16 protein-coding genes are annotated in these 17,833 nt (G+C 47.2%); 14 read left to right on the top strand and 2 right to left on the bottom strand.

Annotated features, from left to right (window positions below):
* Window positions 1–56: 56 nt before the first annotated feature.
* Window positions 57–1,532, bottom strand: coding sequence for a phospholipase D family protein (locus tag AC4PM4_RS11360; RefSeq protein WP_063566953.1), 1,476 nt, complete (start codon window positions 1,530–1,532; stop codon window positions 57–59).
* A gap of 264 nt (window positions 1,533–1,796) precedes the next feature.
* On the opposite strand from AC4PM4_RS11360, the gene AC4PM4_RS11365 reads away from it, so the two are divergent.
* From AC4PM4_RS11365 to AC4PM4_RS11420, 12 genes are all read left to right on the top strand, one after another.
* Window positions 1,797–2,726: a MerR family transcriptional regulator gene (locus AC4PM4_RS11365; RefSeq protein WP_072733939.1), complete on the top strand. Its 930-nt coding sequence runs from the start codon at window positions 1,797–1,799 to the stop codon at window positions 2,724–2,726.
* 288 nt (window positions 2,727–3,014) lie between these two features.
* On the top strand, window positions 3,015–4,565 hold the full coding sequence (locus AC4PM4_RS11370) for a phytoene desaturase family protein (protein ID WP_063566954.1): 1,551 nt from the start codon (window positions 3,015–3,017) through the stop codon (window positions 4,563–4,565).
* A complete protein-coding gene (locus tag AC4PM4_RS11375; protein ID WP_079695617.1) occupies window positions 4,562–6,025 on the top strand; it encodes a phytoene desaturase family protein in 1,464 nt (487 codons plus the stop codon). The genes AC4PM4_RS11370 and AC4PM4_RS11375 overlap by 4 nt, the downstream gene beginning before the upstream one ends.
* Window positions 6,022–6,894: a phytoene/squalene synthase family protein gene (locus AC4PM4_RS11380; protein ID WP_063566956.1), complete on the top strand. Its 873-nt coding sequence runs from the start codon at window positions 6,022–6,024 to the stop codon at window positions 6,892–6,894. The genes AC4PM4_RS11375 and AC4PM4_RS11380 overlap by 4 nt, the downstream gene beginning before the upstream one ends.
* Window positions 6,894–7,661, top strand: coding sequence for a carotenoid biosynthesis protein (locus AC4PM4_RS11385; protein ID WP_072733635.1), 768 nt, complete (start codon window positions 6,894–6,896; stop codon window positions 7,659–7,661). The genes AC4PM4_RS11380 and AC4PM4_RS11385 overlap by 1 nt, the downstream gene beginning before the upstream one ends.
* A complete protein-coding gene (locus tag AC4PM4_RS11390; protein ID WP_491613632.1) occupies window positions 7,630–8,388 on the top strand; it encodes a lysophospholipid acyltransferase family protein in 759 nt (252 codons plus the stop codon). The genes AC4PM4_RS11385 and AC4PM4_RS11390 overlap by 32 nt, the downstream gene beginning before the upstream one ends.
* A 2-nt stretch (window positions 8,389–8,390) precedes the next feature.
* Window positions 8,391–9,539, top strand: a complete 1,149-nt coding sequence (locus AC4PM4_RS11395) for a glycosyltransferase family 2 protein (RefSeq protein ID WP_491613633.1) — start codon at window positions 8,391–8,393, stop codon at window positions 9,537–9,539.
* Complete coding sequence (locus AC4PM4_RS11400) at window positions 9,536–11,017, top strand: phytoene desaturase family protein (RefSeq protein ID WP_491613634.1); 1,482 nt, start codon at window positions 9,536–9,538, stop codon at window positions 11,015–11,017. Before AC4PM4_RS11395 ends, AC4PM4_RS11400 begins: the two co-directional genes overlap by 4 nt.
* A gap of 332 nt (window positions 11,018–11,349) precedes the next feature.
* The gene (gene fni, locus AC4PM4_RS11405; RefSeq protein WP_491613635.1) at window positions 11,350–12,417 is read left to right on the top strand and encodes a type 2 isopentenyl-diphosphate Delta-isomerase; all 1,068 of its coding nucleotides are present in this window, start codon (window positions 11,350–11,352) and stop codon (window positions 12,415–12,417) included.
* Window positions 12,418–12,981: 564 nt separating this feature from the next.
* Entirely contained in the window at window positions 12,982–14,325 is a 1,344-nt protein-coding gene (locus AC4PM4_RS11410; RefSeq protein WP_491613636.1) for a transcriptional regulator, read from the top strand.
* A 6-nt stretch (window positions 14,326–14,331) separates the two neighbouring features.
* Complete coding sequence (locus AC4PM4_RS11415; protein WP_160319726.1) at window positions 14,332–14,469, top strand: hypothetical protein; 138 nt, start codon at window positions 14,332–14,334, stop codon at window positions 14,467–14,469.
* Window positions 14,470–14,647: 178 nt separating this feature from the next.
* On the top strand, window positions 14,648–14,800 hold the full coding sequence (locus AC4PM4_RS11420; RefSeq protein ID WP_491613637.1) for an aspartyl-phosphate phosphatase Spo0E family protein: 153 nt from the start codon (window positions 14,648–14,650) through the stop codon (window positions 14,798–14,800).
* A gap of 81 nt (window positions 14,801–14,881) precedes the next feature.
* Here AC4PM4_RS11420 and AC4PM4_RS11425 read toward each other — a convergent pair whose 3' ends face one another.
* Window positions 14,882–15,313: a hypothetical protein gene (locus tag AC4PM4_RS11425; RefSeq protein WP_491613638.1), complete on the bottom strand. Its 432-nt coding sequence runs from the start codon at window positions 15,311–15,313 to the stop codon at window positions 14,882–14,884.
* A gap of 166 nt (window positions 15,314–15,479) precedes the next feature.
* On the opposite strand from AC4PM4_RS11425, the gene AC4PM4_RS11430 reads away from it, so the two are divergent.
* Both AC4PM4_RS11430 and ychF read left to right on the top strand, forming a co-directional pair.
* On the top strand, window positions 15,480–15,950 hold the full coding sequence (locus AC4PM4_RS11430) for a GNAT family N-acetyltransferase (RefSeq protein ID WP_072733632.1): 471 nt from the start codon (window positions 15,480–15,482) through the stop codon (window positions 15,948–15,950).
* 192 nt (window positions 15,951–16,142) lie between these two features.
* Window positions 16,143–17,243, top strand: a complete 1,101-nt coding sequence (gene ychF, locus AC4PM4_RS11435; RefSeq protein WP_063566964.1) for a redox-regulated ATPase YchF — start codon at window positions 16,143–16,145, stop codon at window positions 17,241–17,243.
* The last annotated feature ends 590 nt before the right edge of the window (window positions 17,244–17,833 follow it).

Below are 17,833 nucleotides of genomic sequence, written 5' to 3' on the forward strand. Positions count from 1 at the left end.
AAAAACGCCTGCACGATAGTGTACAGGCGGCTTTATGCTTGGAATTTCATTTTCCATTAGAAGGTCGTTAAACCCAAAATCAGTTGCAGCTTATATACGATTTCTTTCAAAAATGTAGTCTTTTCCTGAAATTCATCCAGGTTCAGGGTGAACTCGGCATCTTCATTATTCCATATCCGGTCAAAATAATTCGCCACATCATGAGTAAATGAGTTGTCTGGTGGTGCAGCAACCCAGAGGTCATTTTCCAGATTGTAATCATTCATGTTTCTGGGGGTGAAGTTGGTCGATCCTCCAAGGACGATATGATCCCCGGTGGCTTTGGCAATGTACATCATCTTGGTGTGATATTGCTCCTTGGTTGTGTTATACCAGCGAATTTGGATTTTGCCATCCGATTTATCATGTAACTCAGCAGCTACAGGACGATTGGGAATGCCAGTCTTCTCCTGACCAAAGGCATTTTCGTTCGGGTCGAGTACAAGCCGTATCTCGGTTCCCCGTTTCGAGGCTTCGAGCAGTGCATCCAGTACTTTGGGTGAAGCGATGTAAAACATGCCCATCCACAAGATGTCACCTTTTGCCGATTGATTAATCTCATGGAGCACTGCGTCATTCACTTTGCCCTCGGTCAGATAGCGAATTCGCAAATCTCCTTTATTCGGGTCTGTGGTAGGAGCTGTATAGGAAGGAATTTTACCTCCACCCGAGATGTTTAGTACGGCCTGCTCGGACTGAAGAATATCTCCGATGATTGGTCCGGTTATTTCAAAAGCAATGTTCGAATGATAGGCACTGGCATCATGAACATTGCCTGAGGAGACAATAGCTGTCTTCTCGCTGACCACCACTTTGCGATGATTGGCCTTCACATTGAGCAACTTAAGGTAGGAACGCACGGTGACATCCGGTCCATCGGTTGCCATCAGGTTCGGAATCCAGCCATTGCCGGATTGTCCAAACCACTGGAAGAAGGTGCGCCAGACCGCAGAGTAGACAGGAGTGGAGTCACGTAAAGGGTCCACATCTGTGATGACCACGTGAATTCCGGCCTGCTTCATCTGCTCCAGTAACGGGTTCGGTGCAGAGTTATAGTTGGTGTTCACTTCATCCGTAATGAACCACATATCCATATCCGGTTTCTGAAGTTTTTTGGCAACCAGTGTTTCCGTAAACTCTGTGCTGATGGGTGGAAATTGCTGACCTTTGTGCTGGTAATTATTGAATAAAAACATATCAACGACGACGAACTGTTCCGCGTCCTCGATAACCTGAAGCATGCGCTGGAAGATCTGCTGTTCGTGCTCCATCTGTCCATCAGCGGATGGATAGGTCAGATCATGCAAAAACTGTACCTGATCCACCCGGTATTCAGGACTTTCATAGGCAATGCCGGATGGTAACGGTTTATAGGTCTGATAGAGCATGACGGCGATGAGCCATAGTGCCAATAGGACGAGTCCTGTTCGTATGTATGGAAATTTGCCGCGTGAAGACTTGCGGTCTGATGTCTGGCGGCGATAAGAAAACAACAATAACTCCCCTTTCTGAACGTGCTGACTTCTATTACCACCCGGATGACAACATTGACGCAGAGAGCCTGACAGATTATTTAAGTCGTCAGGAAAGGCAAAACCATTTCGATTGATTCAATCGACATGCATATGACCGTTGTGTATAATGAGTGTATTATTTTTGTGGAATGTTCGGATTTTCATATACCTGACAAAGACGGGATAAGGATTCGTTTAACCTGCGAAAGTCTGGCTATTTCAGGAAAGAAAGTGGGTAATAAGGTGTATTCCATCAAACAAGTCGCTGCCATGCTGGGTATTCCGACGGTAACGCTCCGGGCTTGGGAGAATCGGTACAGTGCGGTCACCCCTGAGCGGACGGAATCGGGTTATCGCTTGTACACGGAAGAGAATGTTGCAGATCTGCGCTGGTTAAAAGAGCAGGTGGAGCAGCACCAGACGAATATTTCGGAAGCAGTACGTATGCTCAAGGTGAACAAAACCAGTTCACATGAAGCTGCAGTGCCTACATCGTTAACGCCTCCAGTACCCACGATGGAAGAGGCTTATGTACGTATAGCCGATCAGATCTATGACTCGCTATACAACTTTCAGGGTGAACGAGCCAATGGTCTGATTGATTTTGGCTTCACCATGTACGGATATGATTCCATGTTTTATCATGTGCTGGTGCCCATTCTGGTTCGGGTTGGGGATGCATGGGAGCAAGGCAGGGCTTCGGTCGCTCAAGAGCATTTTATGACACAACTGATCTCACAGCGCTTTTATCAGTTTTTCCATCTGTTCCCGATCTATCCGCATCTGCCCAAAGTTCTGGCCTTGTGCCCGGAAGGGGAGCATCATCAGGTGGGATTATTGTTGTTCTCCCTGTTTATGCGTAAAAATGGTGCAGAAGTGCTCTATCTCGGAGCCAACACACCGGAAGAGGGGCTATTCCCAATTATCCGGGAGCAGAACATCCGATTGGTCTGTCTATCGGTTACTAGTTCCGAACTTCTTGAGCGGTGTGATCAACTCATAGGGCGAATTGTGGACGAGTTCCCGCATATGCGTTTTGTACTTGGAGGCAAGGGTTATGAGCGTACAGAGAAAGCACGATATCCGCAGTGGATTATGCCTGAAGATTCATCGGATTGGCAAGCGTGGATGGAACGTGAGTATTTTGTTGAACCATCGCCTGGGCGGAGATAACTGATTCGTTTCTTTTTGAAAATGTATTTTAAAATAGAATGTATAGGTTTGGGTATACAGGACATCCTTTGACGCAAGAGCGCAGAGGGTGTTTTTTTGTATTCCAAAATATCTTATTAGAGAATTTGACCAGTCGGTCATTTTTTGATTTAATAAGTTGTATAATATTTGTACTACATTTGTATAATGTTTTTGCGTTTACCCGCTTGAACAGTTCATGGGCGGTTTAATAATAGGTTAAAGACTATAGTCCTAGAGATAGTTCTTAACATAGGAAAGGTGAGTGGCATGATACCGAATCAGCAACGTAAACGTGCAGCTGTCATTGGTGCAGGTCCGGGTGGACTTGCAGCAGCGATGTTATTGTCCGGCCAGGGGTACGAAGTAGATGTATATGAGAAACAGCCAGTCATCGGGGGACGTTCTGCCAGACTGGAGCTGGGTGAATATCGATTCGACCGTGGTGCCACATTTTTGATGATGCCGCAGTTGATTGAAGAGATGTTCGACGTTGTAGGACGCAAGCTATCAGACTATGTGGAGATGAAAGAGCTGACTCCGCTGTATGCCCTAAATTTCGGTGATAAGGTGTTTACGCCTTCTCGTAATCGTGAAGATACAGCCGCACAGATCAAGGAGCTTTTCCCCGGCAACGAGGACAATTACCTTCGGTTCATGCAGGAAGAGGAAGTGAAGTTTGGCAAAGTCATGCCTTTGCTGCGCAGGCCTTTCGGCAAGCTGGCAGATTATTTGCGAAAAGATGCCATGACAGCTCTGCCGAAACTCGATATTAACAATACAGTTTACGGCATTCTGTCCCGCTATTTCACAGATGAGCGCTTGCGCTGGGCATTCACGTTCCAATCCAAATACCTCGGCATGTCCGCTTGGGATTGCCCGGGTACGTTTACGATTCTGTCATTCATTGAGCACCATTATGGATTATTTCACCCCATTGGCGGCGTCAATCGCGTATTTCAAGCCATGGCTGATGTAGTTGAAGAATATGGAGGACGAATACATACATCCTGTCCGGTTAGACAGGTCATTGTTCGCAATGGCCGTGCAGAAGGCGTTTTGCTTGAAAATGGAGAACGCATTGAAGCGGATCATGTCGTTGTTAATGCAGACTTTGCACATGCCGTGAACCATCTGTTTGAACCAGGCGTACTCAAGAAATATACACCGGAGAAAATGAAGCGTAAAAAGTACTCTTGCTCCACAGCCATGTTGTATCTGGGCGTGGACGGTGAAGTGGATTTACCGCATCATTCGATCTATTTTCCCGAGGACTATCGACTCAACGTCGACGAGATTACGAAGCACAAAGTGTTGTCTGCGGATCCATCTCTCTATATTCATAACCCTTCCAGACTCGATTCGACGCTCGCACCGGAAGGAAAATCTGCTTTATATGTTCTCATGCCTACGCCGAACCTTACCGGAGACATCGATTGGGAGGTAGAACGGGAGAATGTGCGGGAGGCGATGATGAAGCGGATGGAATCGATTCCTGAGTTGTCAGACATCCGCAGTCGTATTGAAGAATCCATGATGTTTACACCGCTGGATTGGCAAAATGAACTCGACGTGTACCGTGGAGCAACATTTAACATGGCTCATAATCTTGGGCAGATGATGTATCTGCGGCCGCATAACCAGTTTGAAGAGTTAAAAAGGGTATGGCTGGTGGGCGGCGGAACGCATCCGGGCAGTGGGCTGCCGACCATCTTTGAATCGGCTCGAATCAGCGTGAAGCTGATCCAGGAAGAGGACGCTCGCAAGCGCTCCAAACCATCCTCGTATGTGAAAACGGCGGAAGCGGGAGGCCATTCATGAAACGGGCAGCCATCGTAGGTGCAGGCATTGGCGGTCTTACTTCAGCATTGCTGCTGAATAAACAGGGTTGGGACGTAACGGTATACGAACGGGGTTCCAGAGTTGGAGGTCGTATCGGCTACGAGCAGGAAGGGGACTATCGGATCGATCAAGGCCCGACCATCGTACTTCTGCCTGAGATGCTGCTTGGCATTTTGGAGGAAGCGGGTGTGGATCGTTCGAAGATTGAGCTGCTGCGTTGTGATCCATTGTACAGGGTGCATTACAGCAGCGGACGTGTGATGACCAAGATGACGGCACGTGAACAGCAGGCCGAAGAGATTGAACGTCTCTTCCCTGGAGAAAGCCAGGGATTCTCGAAATTTATGAAAGATATGGACACACTGTTTCCGGCGGGACGGGCTGCGTTTCTGGAACGGGCTTTTCCGCGAAAACGGGATTTCTTCACTCCCTCTCTGATGTCCCTGATGGGCCGATTACGTGCTCACAAAAGTGTACGGAAGGCTGTAGGCGATTATTTTCAGCATGAGGAACTGCTGGATGCATATTCGCTGCAAAGTCTCTATATTGGAGGATCTCCCTTCGGCACGCCGGGTATTTATTCCCTGCTTCCTTATGCAGAGCATGAATATGGCATCTGGATGGTGAAAGGTGGCTATGCTGCATTACCTGCCATACTGGAACAGGAACTGATATCACGTGGTGGTCGGGTGGTGCTGAACACGGAAGTGACGGGACTGAATATTAAAAATGGTGTATGCGAAGGTATAGAAACTGCCGCAGGCGCAGAAAATGTGGATGCAGTTATCTACAATGGCGATTTCCCCCACCTGTCGGGTCTGCTGGGTCAGACGACTGAATTTTCACGCAAACGAAAGCCATTTCGCCCCTCATCGGGATGTGTGTTGATCTATGCGGGCGTAGACAAGACCTGGGATGATGCAACGACGCATCAGTTTTTCCTGCCTCCAAGTCTGGACGGCAGTCTGCGGGAAGTGTTCGACCAGCGCCGCATTCCGGCGAAGTCCTCTTTTTATGTATTCAATCCGGCTGCATTGGACGAGACGGCAGCTCCGCCAGGTCAGAGTGTGTTGTACTTCCTCATTCCGGTGCCGGATGCCGATGGTGTCGACTGGTCTCGGGAGAGCGAAGCGCTGGCAGAACGAGTGTTGGAAGAAGCGGAACAACGCGGATTTCCGGGACTCCGTGAAGCGATCAAGTGGAAAAAAATACGTACTCCCGCTGACGCTGAGCGTGATGGGCTGTATGGCGGCGGCAGCTTTGGCATCGCACCCGTACTGTTTCAATCCGGTGTATACCGTCCGCAACCGAAGCCGTTCCCGGCAATTAAGGGACTATATGCGGCAGGAGCGTCTGTACATCCAGGAGGCGGGGTTCCTATTGTGATGCAAAGTGCACGGATGGCAGTGAACTTACTGACGAAGGAGATGGAAACATGAATGAAGCGATTTTGAACAAGTGTGAGGAATTAATGCAAAAGGGCTCGTCATCTTTTTATCAAGCCTTCAGAGGTCTGCCCAGCCCACGCCGCGAGGCCGTGTACGTGATCTATGCCTTTTGCCGCATGATCGATGACAGTGTAGATGAGCCGGAGCAGTCGCCCTATACGATTCATGAAATCCGCAATCTGTTCAATCAACTGGAAGAAGCGGAAGGACATTTTATTTGGCCGGCATTACGATGGCTGTTTACGAGTTTCCCTCATTTGGACAAGGGGCCTTTCTTCCGTCAAATGGACGGACAATTAACCGATCTTAAAGTCACACATTATACAACGATGGAGGAACTGGAACAGTATTGTTATCTGGTTGCCGGAACCGTCGGCGAGATGTTGCTGCCTGTATTGCGAGATGACAACGGTACAGACGTGGCTATGAACGGGATTGCGCTGGGCAAAGGTATGCAGATCGTCAATATTATCCGTGATGTGGGCGAAGACCGGGCAAGAGCCCGCCGCTATGTTCCGCTGGAGTTGATGGAGAAGCATGGATATTCCGAACAGGATTGGGCTAACGGTGTTGTTGACGAAAGGTTTAAAGCCATCATTCATGAATTAAAAGCAGCTGCGCTGGGCTGGTTCCGTATCGGTATGGACCGTCTGGATACGTATCCAACCGAAAGTGCATTTGCCATTGAGCTGGCTGCAGCCTTTTATTCGACCATTCTGCATGCGGTTGAGCGCAACGACTATGACGTGTATACGAAGCGTGCATTTGTTAGTGATGAACTGAAACTGGAGATGCTGGGTGCCATTGTGAAACGTTATCCAATGCTGGCTTACCAAGCCTCCCGCACGGCGGTATCCTGATGGTTCAGGGCCTGTACTGGGCGTGGTACTTCATCGGAGCGGTACTGATGCTGACGATCGGTGTTCCGGATGTACTGTCCTTCTCCAACGGTTTGTTTCTAATCTTCTACGCACTGTATGTGCTGGATCTGATATATCAAGGGCGGAAACGGACAGGGTTGTCCGACCAGTCAGTCATTTGGATGAAACCTGGACTCTGGCTGGTTTCCTTTATTATATGGCTGGGTGGCATGGGGGTAGAATGGGTCGGCGTGCATACACACTGGCCCTTTGGCGAGTATTCGTATTCAGACTTCTTCGGAATCCACCTGTTTAGTGTACCCGTTACATTAGGCTTCGCCTGGATTGCCGTGGTGGGTAACTCGGCTCTGCTCAGTGGCGGTGGCTCGACCTGGACCGGCAAGCTGATCCGGGCGGTTAAGACTGGATTTTGGGCCATCGTGCTCGATCTGGTGCTGGACCCGGTTGCGCATGCCAGAGGATTCTGGCAATGGCAAGCCCCAGGTGGATTCTACGGTGTGCCCTGGACCAATTACATAAGCTGGTTTGTAATGGGAGCGTTCCTCTCTTTGTTTCTTCCGGCAATGCCTTCAGATCGAAGCTCATTGCTGCGTGCAAAATGGTTATATCAGCTGTTTATTCTACTGTTTGGGTTGTTAGCTCTCAAAGAAGGAATTACAGGCAGCTTCATCATTGCTATTGTAGGTGTGCTTCTTGCTGAGGGGAGCTGGCTATATGATTCGCGCCGTAAAATCAAAACCGTTTAACCGGATTTTTTTCTTATACAATCATTATTATTTGCTGCGGAGACGTTTTCGCTCGTTTACGTTATCAGGTTCATTGGACCCGCTTTTACCGAATACTGGTTCACCCATAGATCCGGATCAACCGGTCATCTATTTCATGAACCACAGCTCCTGGTGGGATGGTCTGCTGCTCTATCATGCATCGCAGCAGACTTCCCGAGGCGATCATTATGTCATGATGGAAGAAGAGCAGCTGCGACAATATGCCTTTTTCCGCAAACTTGGCGCGTATTCAATCAACAAGGAGAATGCATCCAGCATTCGAACCTCCTTGCAATATACCACCGAGCTGCTTCACTCCGGCAAAAGGGTCTGGATCTTTCCCCAAGGGGAAATTCTGCATCAGGATGCCAGGCCAATAGAGTTTCGTCCAGGCATTGGTTTGCTGTTACGCCGCTCTCCACGCGCCGTAGCTGTACCTGTGACTTTATGTCATGGCATGGTTCAGCATGATTTTCCGGAGGTATCGATGCAGGTGGGTACGCCTGTGATAGAAGATTGGAAGACATGGAAGAGTGAAGAGACTGCGACCAGATTGAGCATGGTGCTGGAGCAGCAGTTGAATGACCATAAATCAGAGCTGGTACGCATCGGGCAGGGGAGTTTACCGGGCGCTTTTCCACTGATTCGTCATGTACGTTCTACGAGTGAAAAATACGATGCGGCACGAAAGCGGGTGAACCGTTAGCGATGAGTGCATCTGAAATAGGATGGATTATACTGACTTGTGTACTGGGCGTTCAGGTGGTGTTTGCAATATGGAACGTCACCTGTCTGCCCAAAGTGCGTTCAATCAACGCAGACGGATTGAAAAATAAGGATATCCTGGTCTCTGTACTGATTCCTGCCCGCAACGAGAAACTGCACATTCAAGGATGTCTAGAAAGTGTGCTTGCCAGCGATACATCCGGATTTCGAATGGAAGTACTGGTGCTGGATGATCGCTCTGAAGATGAGACCGCAGCTATAGTTCAGTCGATTGCCGATCATGATCCACGTGTGCGCCTGCTGCATGGCGTGGAACTTCCCGTAGGCTGGATGGGGAAATCTCATGCCTGTCACCGACTGGTGCAGGAGGCCAAGGGTGAATGGTTTATGTTCGTGGATGCCGATGTGCGCTTAGAACCGGCAGCCATCCGGCAGACTATTGCTGCGGGGTGTGAGCAAGGCGGCGGCCTCGTAACGGGATTCCCCTATCAGGTGACGAAGACCTGGATGGAAAAGCTCGTTGTGCCTATGATGGTGTTCACCATCATCAGTCATCTTCCCATTTTCATGATACGCAGATCATCCAATCCGATGTTTGTAGCCGCTACTGGGGCGTTTTTGCTCATTCATCGTTCCAGTTATAAGGCCTCCGGTGGACATGCTGCAATCCAGGCTGATCTGGTCGATGACATGAGTCTGGCGAAGGCGGTTAAGCGTGCGGGACATCCAGTCATGCTGGCCGATGTTCATGATGTAACGAATACACGAATGTACCAGAATGGTGCTGAAGTGTGGAACGGGTATAAGAAAAACATGTACGAAGGCATGGGGCGCAAAGATGTGCTGCTGTTAGGCACGATGCTGATGTATACACTGATGTATATTGTGCCTCCGCTCGGTCTGATGATCGGTTTGTTGACCGGCAATTCTACTTCCATCATTTATGGTCTTGTGGGGACCGTACTCGGGATGGCAGGCAAAAGGGTATCGGATCACGCTGGAGGACAACCCTGGTGGCTTGCTTTCCTGCAACCGATTAGCATGGCATGTGTCATTGCGATCGGCATCGCTTCCTGGCAGGCAGGTCGTTCCGGCAAGGGGTATGTATGGAAAGGTAGGCGGTACAGTTGAAGGGTAACGTCATTATTATCGGAGCAGGATTTGGAGGTCTATCGTGTGCTATTCGTCTAGCTTCGCAGGGCGTACGGGTCACCATTCTGGAGCGGCAGGAGCGGGTTGGTGGAAAGCTGCAACAGATCGAGCAGGATGGATATCATTTTGACCGAGGACCAAGTACGATCACGATGCCCGCAAGCTTCCGTTCCGTCTTCGATCACGCAGGTGTGGAGATGGAGGATTACGTTCAGTTATATGAGCTGGAACCACGTACACGTAATAGTTTTGCAGATGGGACCGTGGTCGATTTGTCGGGCAATCGAGAGAGGATGAAGGAGCAGATTGCTGCCTACAGCGCAGAAGATGCGGCTCGTTATGATGCATTTATGGATGAGTCTGCTGCGCTGTATGCGGAAGCTAATCGTCATTTTCTTGGAAAGCTACTGTTGTCGCCAAAGGATAAATATAATCTTCGAATGCTGCGCAGTCTGCTGCGCGTACGACCTACAGTGAAGCTGGATAAGCTGCTGCGTTCTTATTTCCAACACCCTCATACCCTTGCTATGTTCGGTCGGTATGCTACCTATGTTGGGTCATCACCATATCAGGCGCCTTCAATCTTTGCCATGATGGGTCATGTGGAAGCAGAAGAGGGCATCTATGGGGTCAAGGGTGGAACCTATCAACTAATAGAAGCAATGACACGGCTTGCACAGGAAAAAGGGGTGCAGATCGTTACTGGCATCGAAGTCCGGCAAATTGTTGTCAGGAATGGCAAAGTGGCAGGTGTGGATACGGATCAGGGCTTCCGGGAAGCTGATCAGGTTGTTGCCAATGGAGATGTGCTCAGCGTCAATCGGCTGCTGCTTGCGCCAGAATATCGCAAACAGATGAGCGATGAGCGAATTCGCAAGTATGAGCCGTCGATTTCGGGGTTCGTGACACTGGCTGGTGTGCGGAGACAGTATGAATCCCTGCTGCACCATACCGTCTTTTTCCCGGAACGGTATGAAGCGGAGTTTGACCATATTTTCCGTGACCGAAAAATGCCTGCCGATCCGACGATCTACATTTGTTATTCCGGTTATTCGGAAGCGGGTATGGCTCCAGCGGGAGCCAGCAATCTGTTCATTCTGGTGAACGCTCCGTATTTGTCGGACTCCTGGCACTGGGATGAGCAGATGGACCGATACGGTGAGTTGGTGTTGGAGAAGCTGGCCGAGCGGGGAATTATGGGATTGAAGCAGTCGGATGTACTGATCCGGTACACGCCACAGCATATAGAACGGGATACCCTCGCCCATCAAGGGTCGATTTACGGCATCTCGTCCAACTCCGTGAAGCAGACCTTCATGCGCCCCGGCAACAAAAGCAAGGATGTACAAGGATTGTGGTACGTGGGTGGAACGACGCATCCGGGCGGCGGAACACCAATTGTGACATTGTCCGGGCAACTTGTTGGAGCGCAGCTTGCATCGGAAATCGTAACGTAAGTTATAGAAGAGATTCATTTAACAGAATGACTTACCCAACCTCCAAATATCTGAGTAGCAAATATGAATTGGACCTCGAAATTCAAGTTATTGTTGGGTTTCGGGGCACCCTTTCCATTGCCGGGCCGGAACGTTATACTGGTAGAGTTGACGCGTTGAGTGGGAATATCATTTATAATATAGATCCAAATCATACCGTTTGTACGTTACATAATAAGAATTAATATTTCTGAGAATCTCTCTGCTGTATCGGGCAAATCCTGAACGGAACCTAGCCCACGCTGGCAATGATCCTGTCCATCAGCACTATTCTCACATAAGGAGGTCTCATCATGAATGAACAAGAGCGAGCCGGCAAACGGCTGCTTCCCGAGGTGGCTACGGGGGAACGGAAGCTGGAGCATGTGCGCCTCTGTCTTGAAGAGAATGTGGCAGGAGAAGGGGTAACCAGCGGAATGGAGCGGTATGCTTTTCGTCATAACCCGTTACCTGAATTGAATTTTGAAGAGGTAAGTCTGGAGACTTCGTTTATTGGTAAAAGGGTTCGTACACCCTTGCTCATCAGTTCGATGACGGGTGGCAGCAAAACAACGGGTGCCATTAATGAGCGGCTTGCCCGTGTGGCAAACGCCCGAGGCTGGGCACTCGGCGTAGGTTCGATTCGGGCTGCCGTGGAACAGCCCGAACTGGCAACCACCTTTGATGTGCGGCGCTGGGCACCGGATATTCCGGTCATCGCGAACCTTGGCGCGGTGCAGCTGAACTACGGCTTTAACACTGTTGATTTCCAGCGGGCCGTTGAGATTGCTGGCGCAGATATGCTGGTGCTGCATTTGAACAGCTTGCAGGAGATCTTCCAGCCTGAAGGCAATACCGATTTTAGCGGATTACTTCATCGGATCGAGGAGCTGTGCCGTCAATTGGACGTGCCTGTTGGCGTGAAAGAAGTGGGCTTTGGCATCGATGGAGTAACGGCACAACGATTGTACGAAGCAGGTGTGGCTTTTATCGATGTGGCTGGAGCAGGTGGCACCAGCTGGGTGCAGGTCGAGAAGTTCCGGAATTCGAATCCGGTACGTCGTGCGGCAGCAGAAGCTTTTGCCGACTGGGGCATTCCGACAGCGGAGTGTATTCAGGAAGTGAGAGCGGTAAACCCGGAAGGTGTTCTGATTGGCAGCGGTGGATTGTACACTGGCGTGGATGCGGCCAAAGCCCTTGCGTTAGGTGCGGATCTGGCCGGATTCGGCCGATCTCTACTCGAATCCGCGGTCGCTTCCGATGATGCGCTGAATGAGCGGTTGGAGCAGGTTGAATTCGAGCTGCGTACCGTCATGTTTGGCATTGGTGCAGGGCGGATCGAGGATTTGAAGCAGACGTCGCGTCTGGTAGAACGGCGTTAGTACGGGGAAAGAAATGCAGGTGCGAACCCCAAGCTCGTATAATTTTCCTGAGGGATTTCGCATCTCTATCACATGCTGTTTCAACATAATCAGAAGTCAGTGAAAAAACCAAAAAAACCGTCCAAAGTAAAAATGGACGGTTTTTTTGGTGTCTCTTTATAGTGTGACATTTCGCTCTATTGAGAATGCTTAGCCCAGTTTGTTTTTTTACTCCTTATCGTTATCCGGTATGTACTCTAACACATCTGTAAGAGTGTAGTCATTTCCTGTCATTGTCCGCAGAGTGTTTACAATATTATTTAAGGTATCTAAATCAAGCCTTTTCGTTTTTTCTTCGCACAAATCATATATAAGATTGGGTCTGACTTTTGCTTCCCTAGTCAGTGCATTTTTCGTGACGCTGGCGCCCCTTTGGAACCATTTCTAAAAAAAGTTGGGCAATGCAGATAAGTATTTTTATATTAAAAGTAAATTATTTACAAGTAAAATATTGATATAAAATTCAAAAATATAGTATAATTTTATTGACCATTGCTTAATTTTGCTTGGAAAGGTGGTGTACCTTTGAACTCAGTAGCCACAATACGTGATCATTTAGCAGATTATTTAAAAACTAACCATATGACACTCAATCAATTCTCTGAGATATCGGGAATTAACTCAGGAACGTTGAGTGGTACGCTGAACGGGCTGCGTCCCATAGGCATGCAGCAGTTGGATCGACTTACTATCGGGATGGGTTTAACTGAGGGTTACTTCTATGAATTATACATAAATGAGTGTTTTGTACATACAAGTCCGGATTGGAGAAGACTTGGGCCTTTTCTATACCGTTGTGCCGAACTCGGTAAGGTCGATTTTATGGAAGAAGCTGTTAATATAATTATGGATAATCTTTCCTACGCACCCCTTTTATTCGAGTTGGCCGAGCAGTTATATCGTGAAGGGAAGCTGGAAGCGGCCAAGCCCTTATATCGTTGTGTAGCTGAAAGCGAGAAAATGCAACACTCCGAACGATTGGCTCTAAGTCAGTATCGTTTGTTCACGATCGGGCTTTCCAAGGATCAGATGAGCAATCTTACACTTGCTACGCAGTTTGAGTTTTTTGTAGATCGGCTTGACGAGCCTTATCAGCTGGATGGATTGAACGATCTGATTAATGTGTATGCTTCGTTGCGCCGATGGGATAAGGTGAAGAATCTTGCTGACAAGTTAAAGTTAAAGGCAATGATCCATTATGAGTTGTATAAAACAGTGAGAGAAGAGGAGGATAAACCTAAAAAGCAGTTTGTTTTTTACGTTTTGTACTCATATTTGGCTCTTGGAGAAGCATGTTTCTATTATGAAGAATATGAAAAAGCACTTCAGTATGTCTCTTTGTACACCGATTATAGCTGGGTAAATGATCCGAGCGACGAGGAAATCGTTGTTATTCGTCAGTTCGAGGAATGGGCAGAAGGCAACCGATATCTATATGAATTAATGTCAGGTAAAACAGAGGTTATCCAAAGTTATATGGACTACATTTCTGAGAGAGAGAACGAGATTTTCCCTGCTTTATGTGCAATTGTGAATGCTGCGAATCGGTTTGATATTAACATTAATCCAGTTTTAGAAACATATGACTCTTATTTCATGTACCAAGAACAGAGTAGTCGTATTGGAAAAATCAGCGAGCAATATACGAATGATCAATATGGTACTTTGCTTGTGGGCCTAGGTACATACTATTTAAAACACCAAGATTATAACAGAGGATTTGAGTTAACTCTTAGCGGTTTGGATTTTGCAATTAAAATTAAGAATAAAGATAGTATTCTAGAGTGTATAAAATTATTTGAAGAATTTCGATATTGTGCAGTTGAAGAAGCTAAATTGCGATACAAAAAATTGATTCGGGAGGTCTGAATAAAAATGAAGATGAAATTGGCACTATTGATATTTACATGTAGTATTGCGGTAGGAGTAATTATTCCTACTACTCAACCCATCCCTGCTGAAATAGACCATCCAGCAATCATGACAACTAATGGTCATGGCATGGGAAGTTAATCAACATTTCTGAAAATACGCTTTTTTAATATGAGCTGCTCCCTCAAGTAGAATGGTGAATTGCCTACTTTGAAGGGAGCTTTTTCGTGTTGGAGTTCGCCTGATTCCCCACTAATTAGCAGAACGGACTAAAATGTTACAACAGGGAGGGGTGAATATGGATTGTGGTAAGCTCAAGTTGCAGATCGAAGCAGCGAGACAAAAGCTTTATCAACTAAAGACGGACTATAATGGAGATTTGCTCCATCCTCATGTTATACAGCAATCTATGGTCCTGGATGATCTAATTAATCAATATAATCAAGTTAAAATAAAAAAGCCGATGGAATAATCCAATCGACTTTGGGCGAGAACTTTGGCGGGTCGCTCGCCCCTATATTTTAACATAAGTTCATGGTGCGAAGTATCGTTATTACATACATTCCTCTTTCACAGTTATCGTTTCATTGGTTACAGTCACATAGGAGTTGCCAGATAAGTATTCGGTATAGCCGCATACCGTTTTGTTATAGGTTTCCCCACGGCTGTTCGTAAACTCCAGATAGACGGATCCTTCACCGGAAAGTTGCAGCTGTGGAGCGAACTTCACTTCTTCCCCGCTGGGGACTGCTTTATTTAAGTTGTATATAGTACCCTCATTGTTTGTATTGAACGAGTCAACGCCGCTGCTCACGCGTGCTGTAATATTTGAGAGATCATAGTCGGACTGATTATGAATCGTGATCCTTAAATGTCTGAAGGGGTCCAGCGCCTGGTAAACTATAGAAATAACTAATCCAATGAAGAGAATCACTGTAGATAGGATGATTATTTTCCTTTTTGAAAAGGGACGACGCGTATTCATAAGTAATCTGCTCCTTTCTTTCATATAGATATAAACAGAGTGAGGTAACTAAAAGTTGTATAGGATTTGGCTTGAATTGCATCATGCAGACCATGGTATAACAAGATACAATACTATAGAGTGCAAAAAGATCATACATAGAACACTCAAACTAGGAGGGAAACCAATGGAACTGATCCCCATGAATCAAGAAGAATATGAAAATTTCCGTGTTCGCTCAATTAAAGATTTTGCAGAAGAGAAAGTGGAGGCGGGTACTTGGGCTGCAGAAGAGGCGCAGGGACTTGCGGAGGCATCCTACGACAAATATTTACCTGAAGGGCTGAATACACCTGGTGCGTACCTCTATAATTTGGTGCATGCCGTGGACGGGAATGTGGGTTATATCTGGTTTAACGTTACGGATAACCGCCGTGGCAAAGACGCTTTTTTGCTGGATATTGTGGTCGAAGAAGCCTATCGGGGTAAGGGTTACGGTACAGAGACGATGGAGGCGCTTGAAAAGGAAGCCTTGAGCCTTGGTGTGGATCGCATTGGTCTACATGTCTTTGGACATAATGTGCGGGCAAGCAGCCTGTATCGCAAGATGGGGTATGAGGTAACGGATCTGACGATGTACAAGGAAATCAAAGGGTAAAACTAAAATCGGATAATCTAAGTCAAACGTATGATCTACGCAAAACGAATCATCCGCAGTAACCAGGGATTTGGGGAAGCGGATGGCGCTCTGGTCGAATTGGCGAAGTTCCTTGATGCCTTGGGGTTTGTCATATATAATGTATAGGATTATCCATACCGAACAAGTAATCAATGAGGAGTTGTCATATACATGGCTTTGAAAGCTGGAATCGTGGGCTTGCCTAACGTTGGTAAATCCACACTGTTTAACGCAATTACACAAGCTGGTGCCGAATCGGCAAACTATCCGTTCTGTACGATTGACCCTAACGTGGGGATCGTTGAAGTACCGGACGAGCGTTTGGACAAATTGACAGAACTCGTTGTACCGAAAAAAACGGTACCAACGGCGTTTGAATTTGTAGATATCGCAGGTCTTGTTCGCGGTGCGAGCAAAGGCGAAGGTCTTGGTAACAAGTTCCTTGCACACATTCGTGAAGTAGACGCAATTGTACACGTGGTACGCTGCTTTGTAGACGAGAATATCACACATGTTGATGGCAAAATTGATCCGGTAAGCGACATCCAAACGATCAATCTGGAGCTGATCCTGGCCGATATCGAGAGTGTTGAGAAAAAAATCGATCGCTCCAAGAAAAACATGAAGGGCGGCAACAAGTCAGCTGCTCAGGAAGTGGAAGTACTGGAGAAAGTGAAGGCTGTTCTGTACGAAGACAAGCCAGCACGCAGCATGGAGCTTACGGACGAAGAGCGACTGATCGTGCGCGATCTGCATTTGCTTACCCTGAAGCCTGTTCTGTACGCAGCCAATGTAGCTGAGGACGAAATCGGTGATGTGGCGAACAATGCTTATGTGCAAAAAGTAAGAGAATTCGCAGCTGCTGAAAATGCAGAAGTGGTGCCGATTAGTGCGAAAGTGGAAGAAGAGATCTCGGAGCTGGAAGGCGAAGATAAACAAATGTTCCTGGAAGAACTCGGTATCGAGGATTCCGGTCTGAACCTGTTGATCAAAGCTGCTTACAAATTGCTGGGTCTGTACACGTACTTCACAGCAGGCGTACAGGAAGTTCGTGCTTGGACGATCCGTAAGGGTACAAAAGCACCTGGCGCAGCGGGTGTCATTCACACCGACTTCGAGCGCGGATTCATCCGTGCAGAGGTTGTTTCCTACGACGATCTGGTTGCTGCCGGTTCCATGAACGGTGCGAAAGAACGCGGACAACTTCGTCTCGAAGGTAAAGAGTATGTTGTAAGCGACGGCGATGTTATGCATTTCCGCTTCAACGTCTAATCTGGATAATCTAGATAAGAAAACATACTTGAATATACGAGTATAGCAGCTCTGTCGTCTTCTAATGAAGATGGCAGGGCTTTTTACATATTGCAGAATAATTTTCAATAAGCTTAAGACAATCGACAATAAATTTGTCTGTATCTCCTGTACATATACTGGATTGTTTACTCGCTCTGGATATAATAAAAGGAAGAAGGCTCATGGGAGATGAGCTCTTATACTCTTATAGCGGTTGCAAATCAATCTGGTTGCTTAAAATAAAGTAATTCAAAATTTGGATGCAGCTGCTGCAAACAGTTGCTATTCAGGAGCATAAGAATATGCTATAATTAAGAGTCGTATACCTATGTTAAATTTCTCGCTCAGCTTAATGAGTTGAAGCGGGTTTGACACCGGGTACGCGATTTCTTTTATATAACTTAAAAGTAAAGGATTTGATGACGTTGTAGCGATGTTATACGTCGATCATAAAATGAATGTTACGGTCAGGGATTTCTGAGAACTCCGTGCCTTGTGAAATATAAATGGTCTGATAACGCATGAATGAATTGAATGCCTATCGGAATCGAATGAATCGAATGAATGTT

The organism is Paenibacillus sp. MDV22-iso6 (assembly GCF_058408365.1).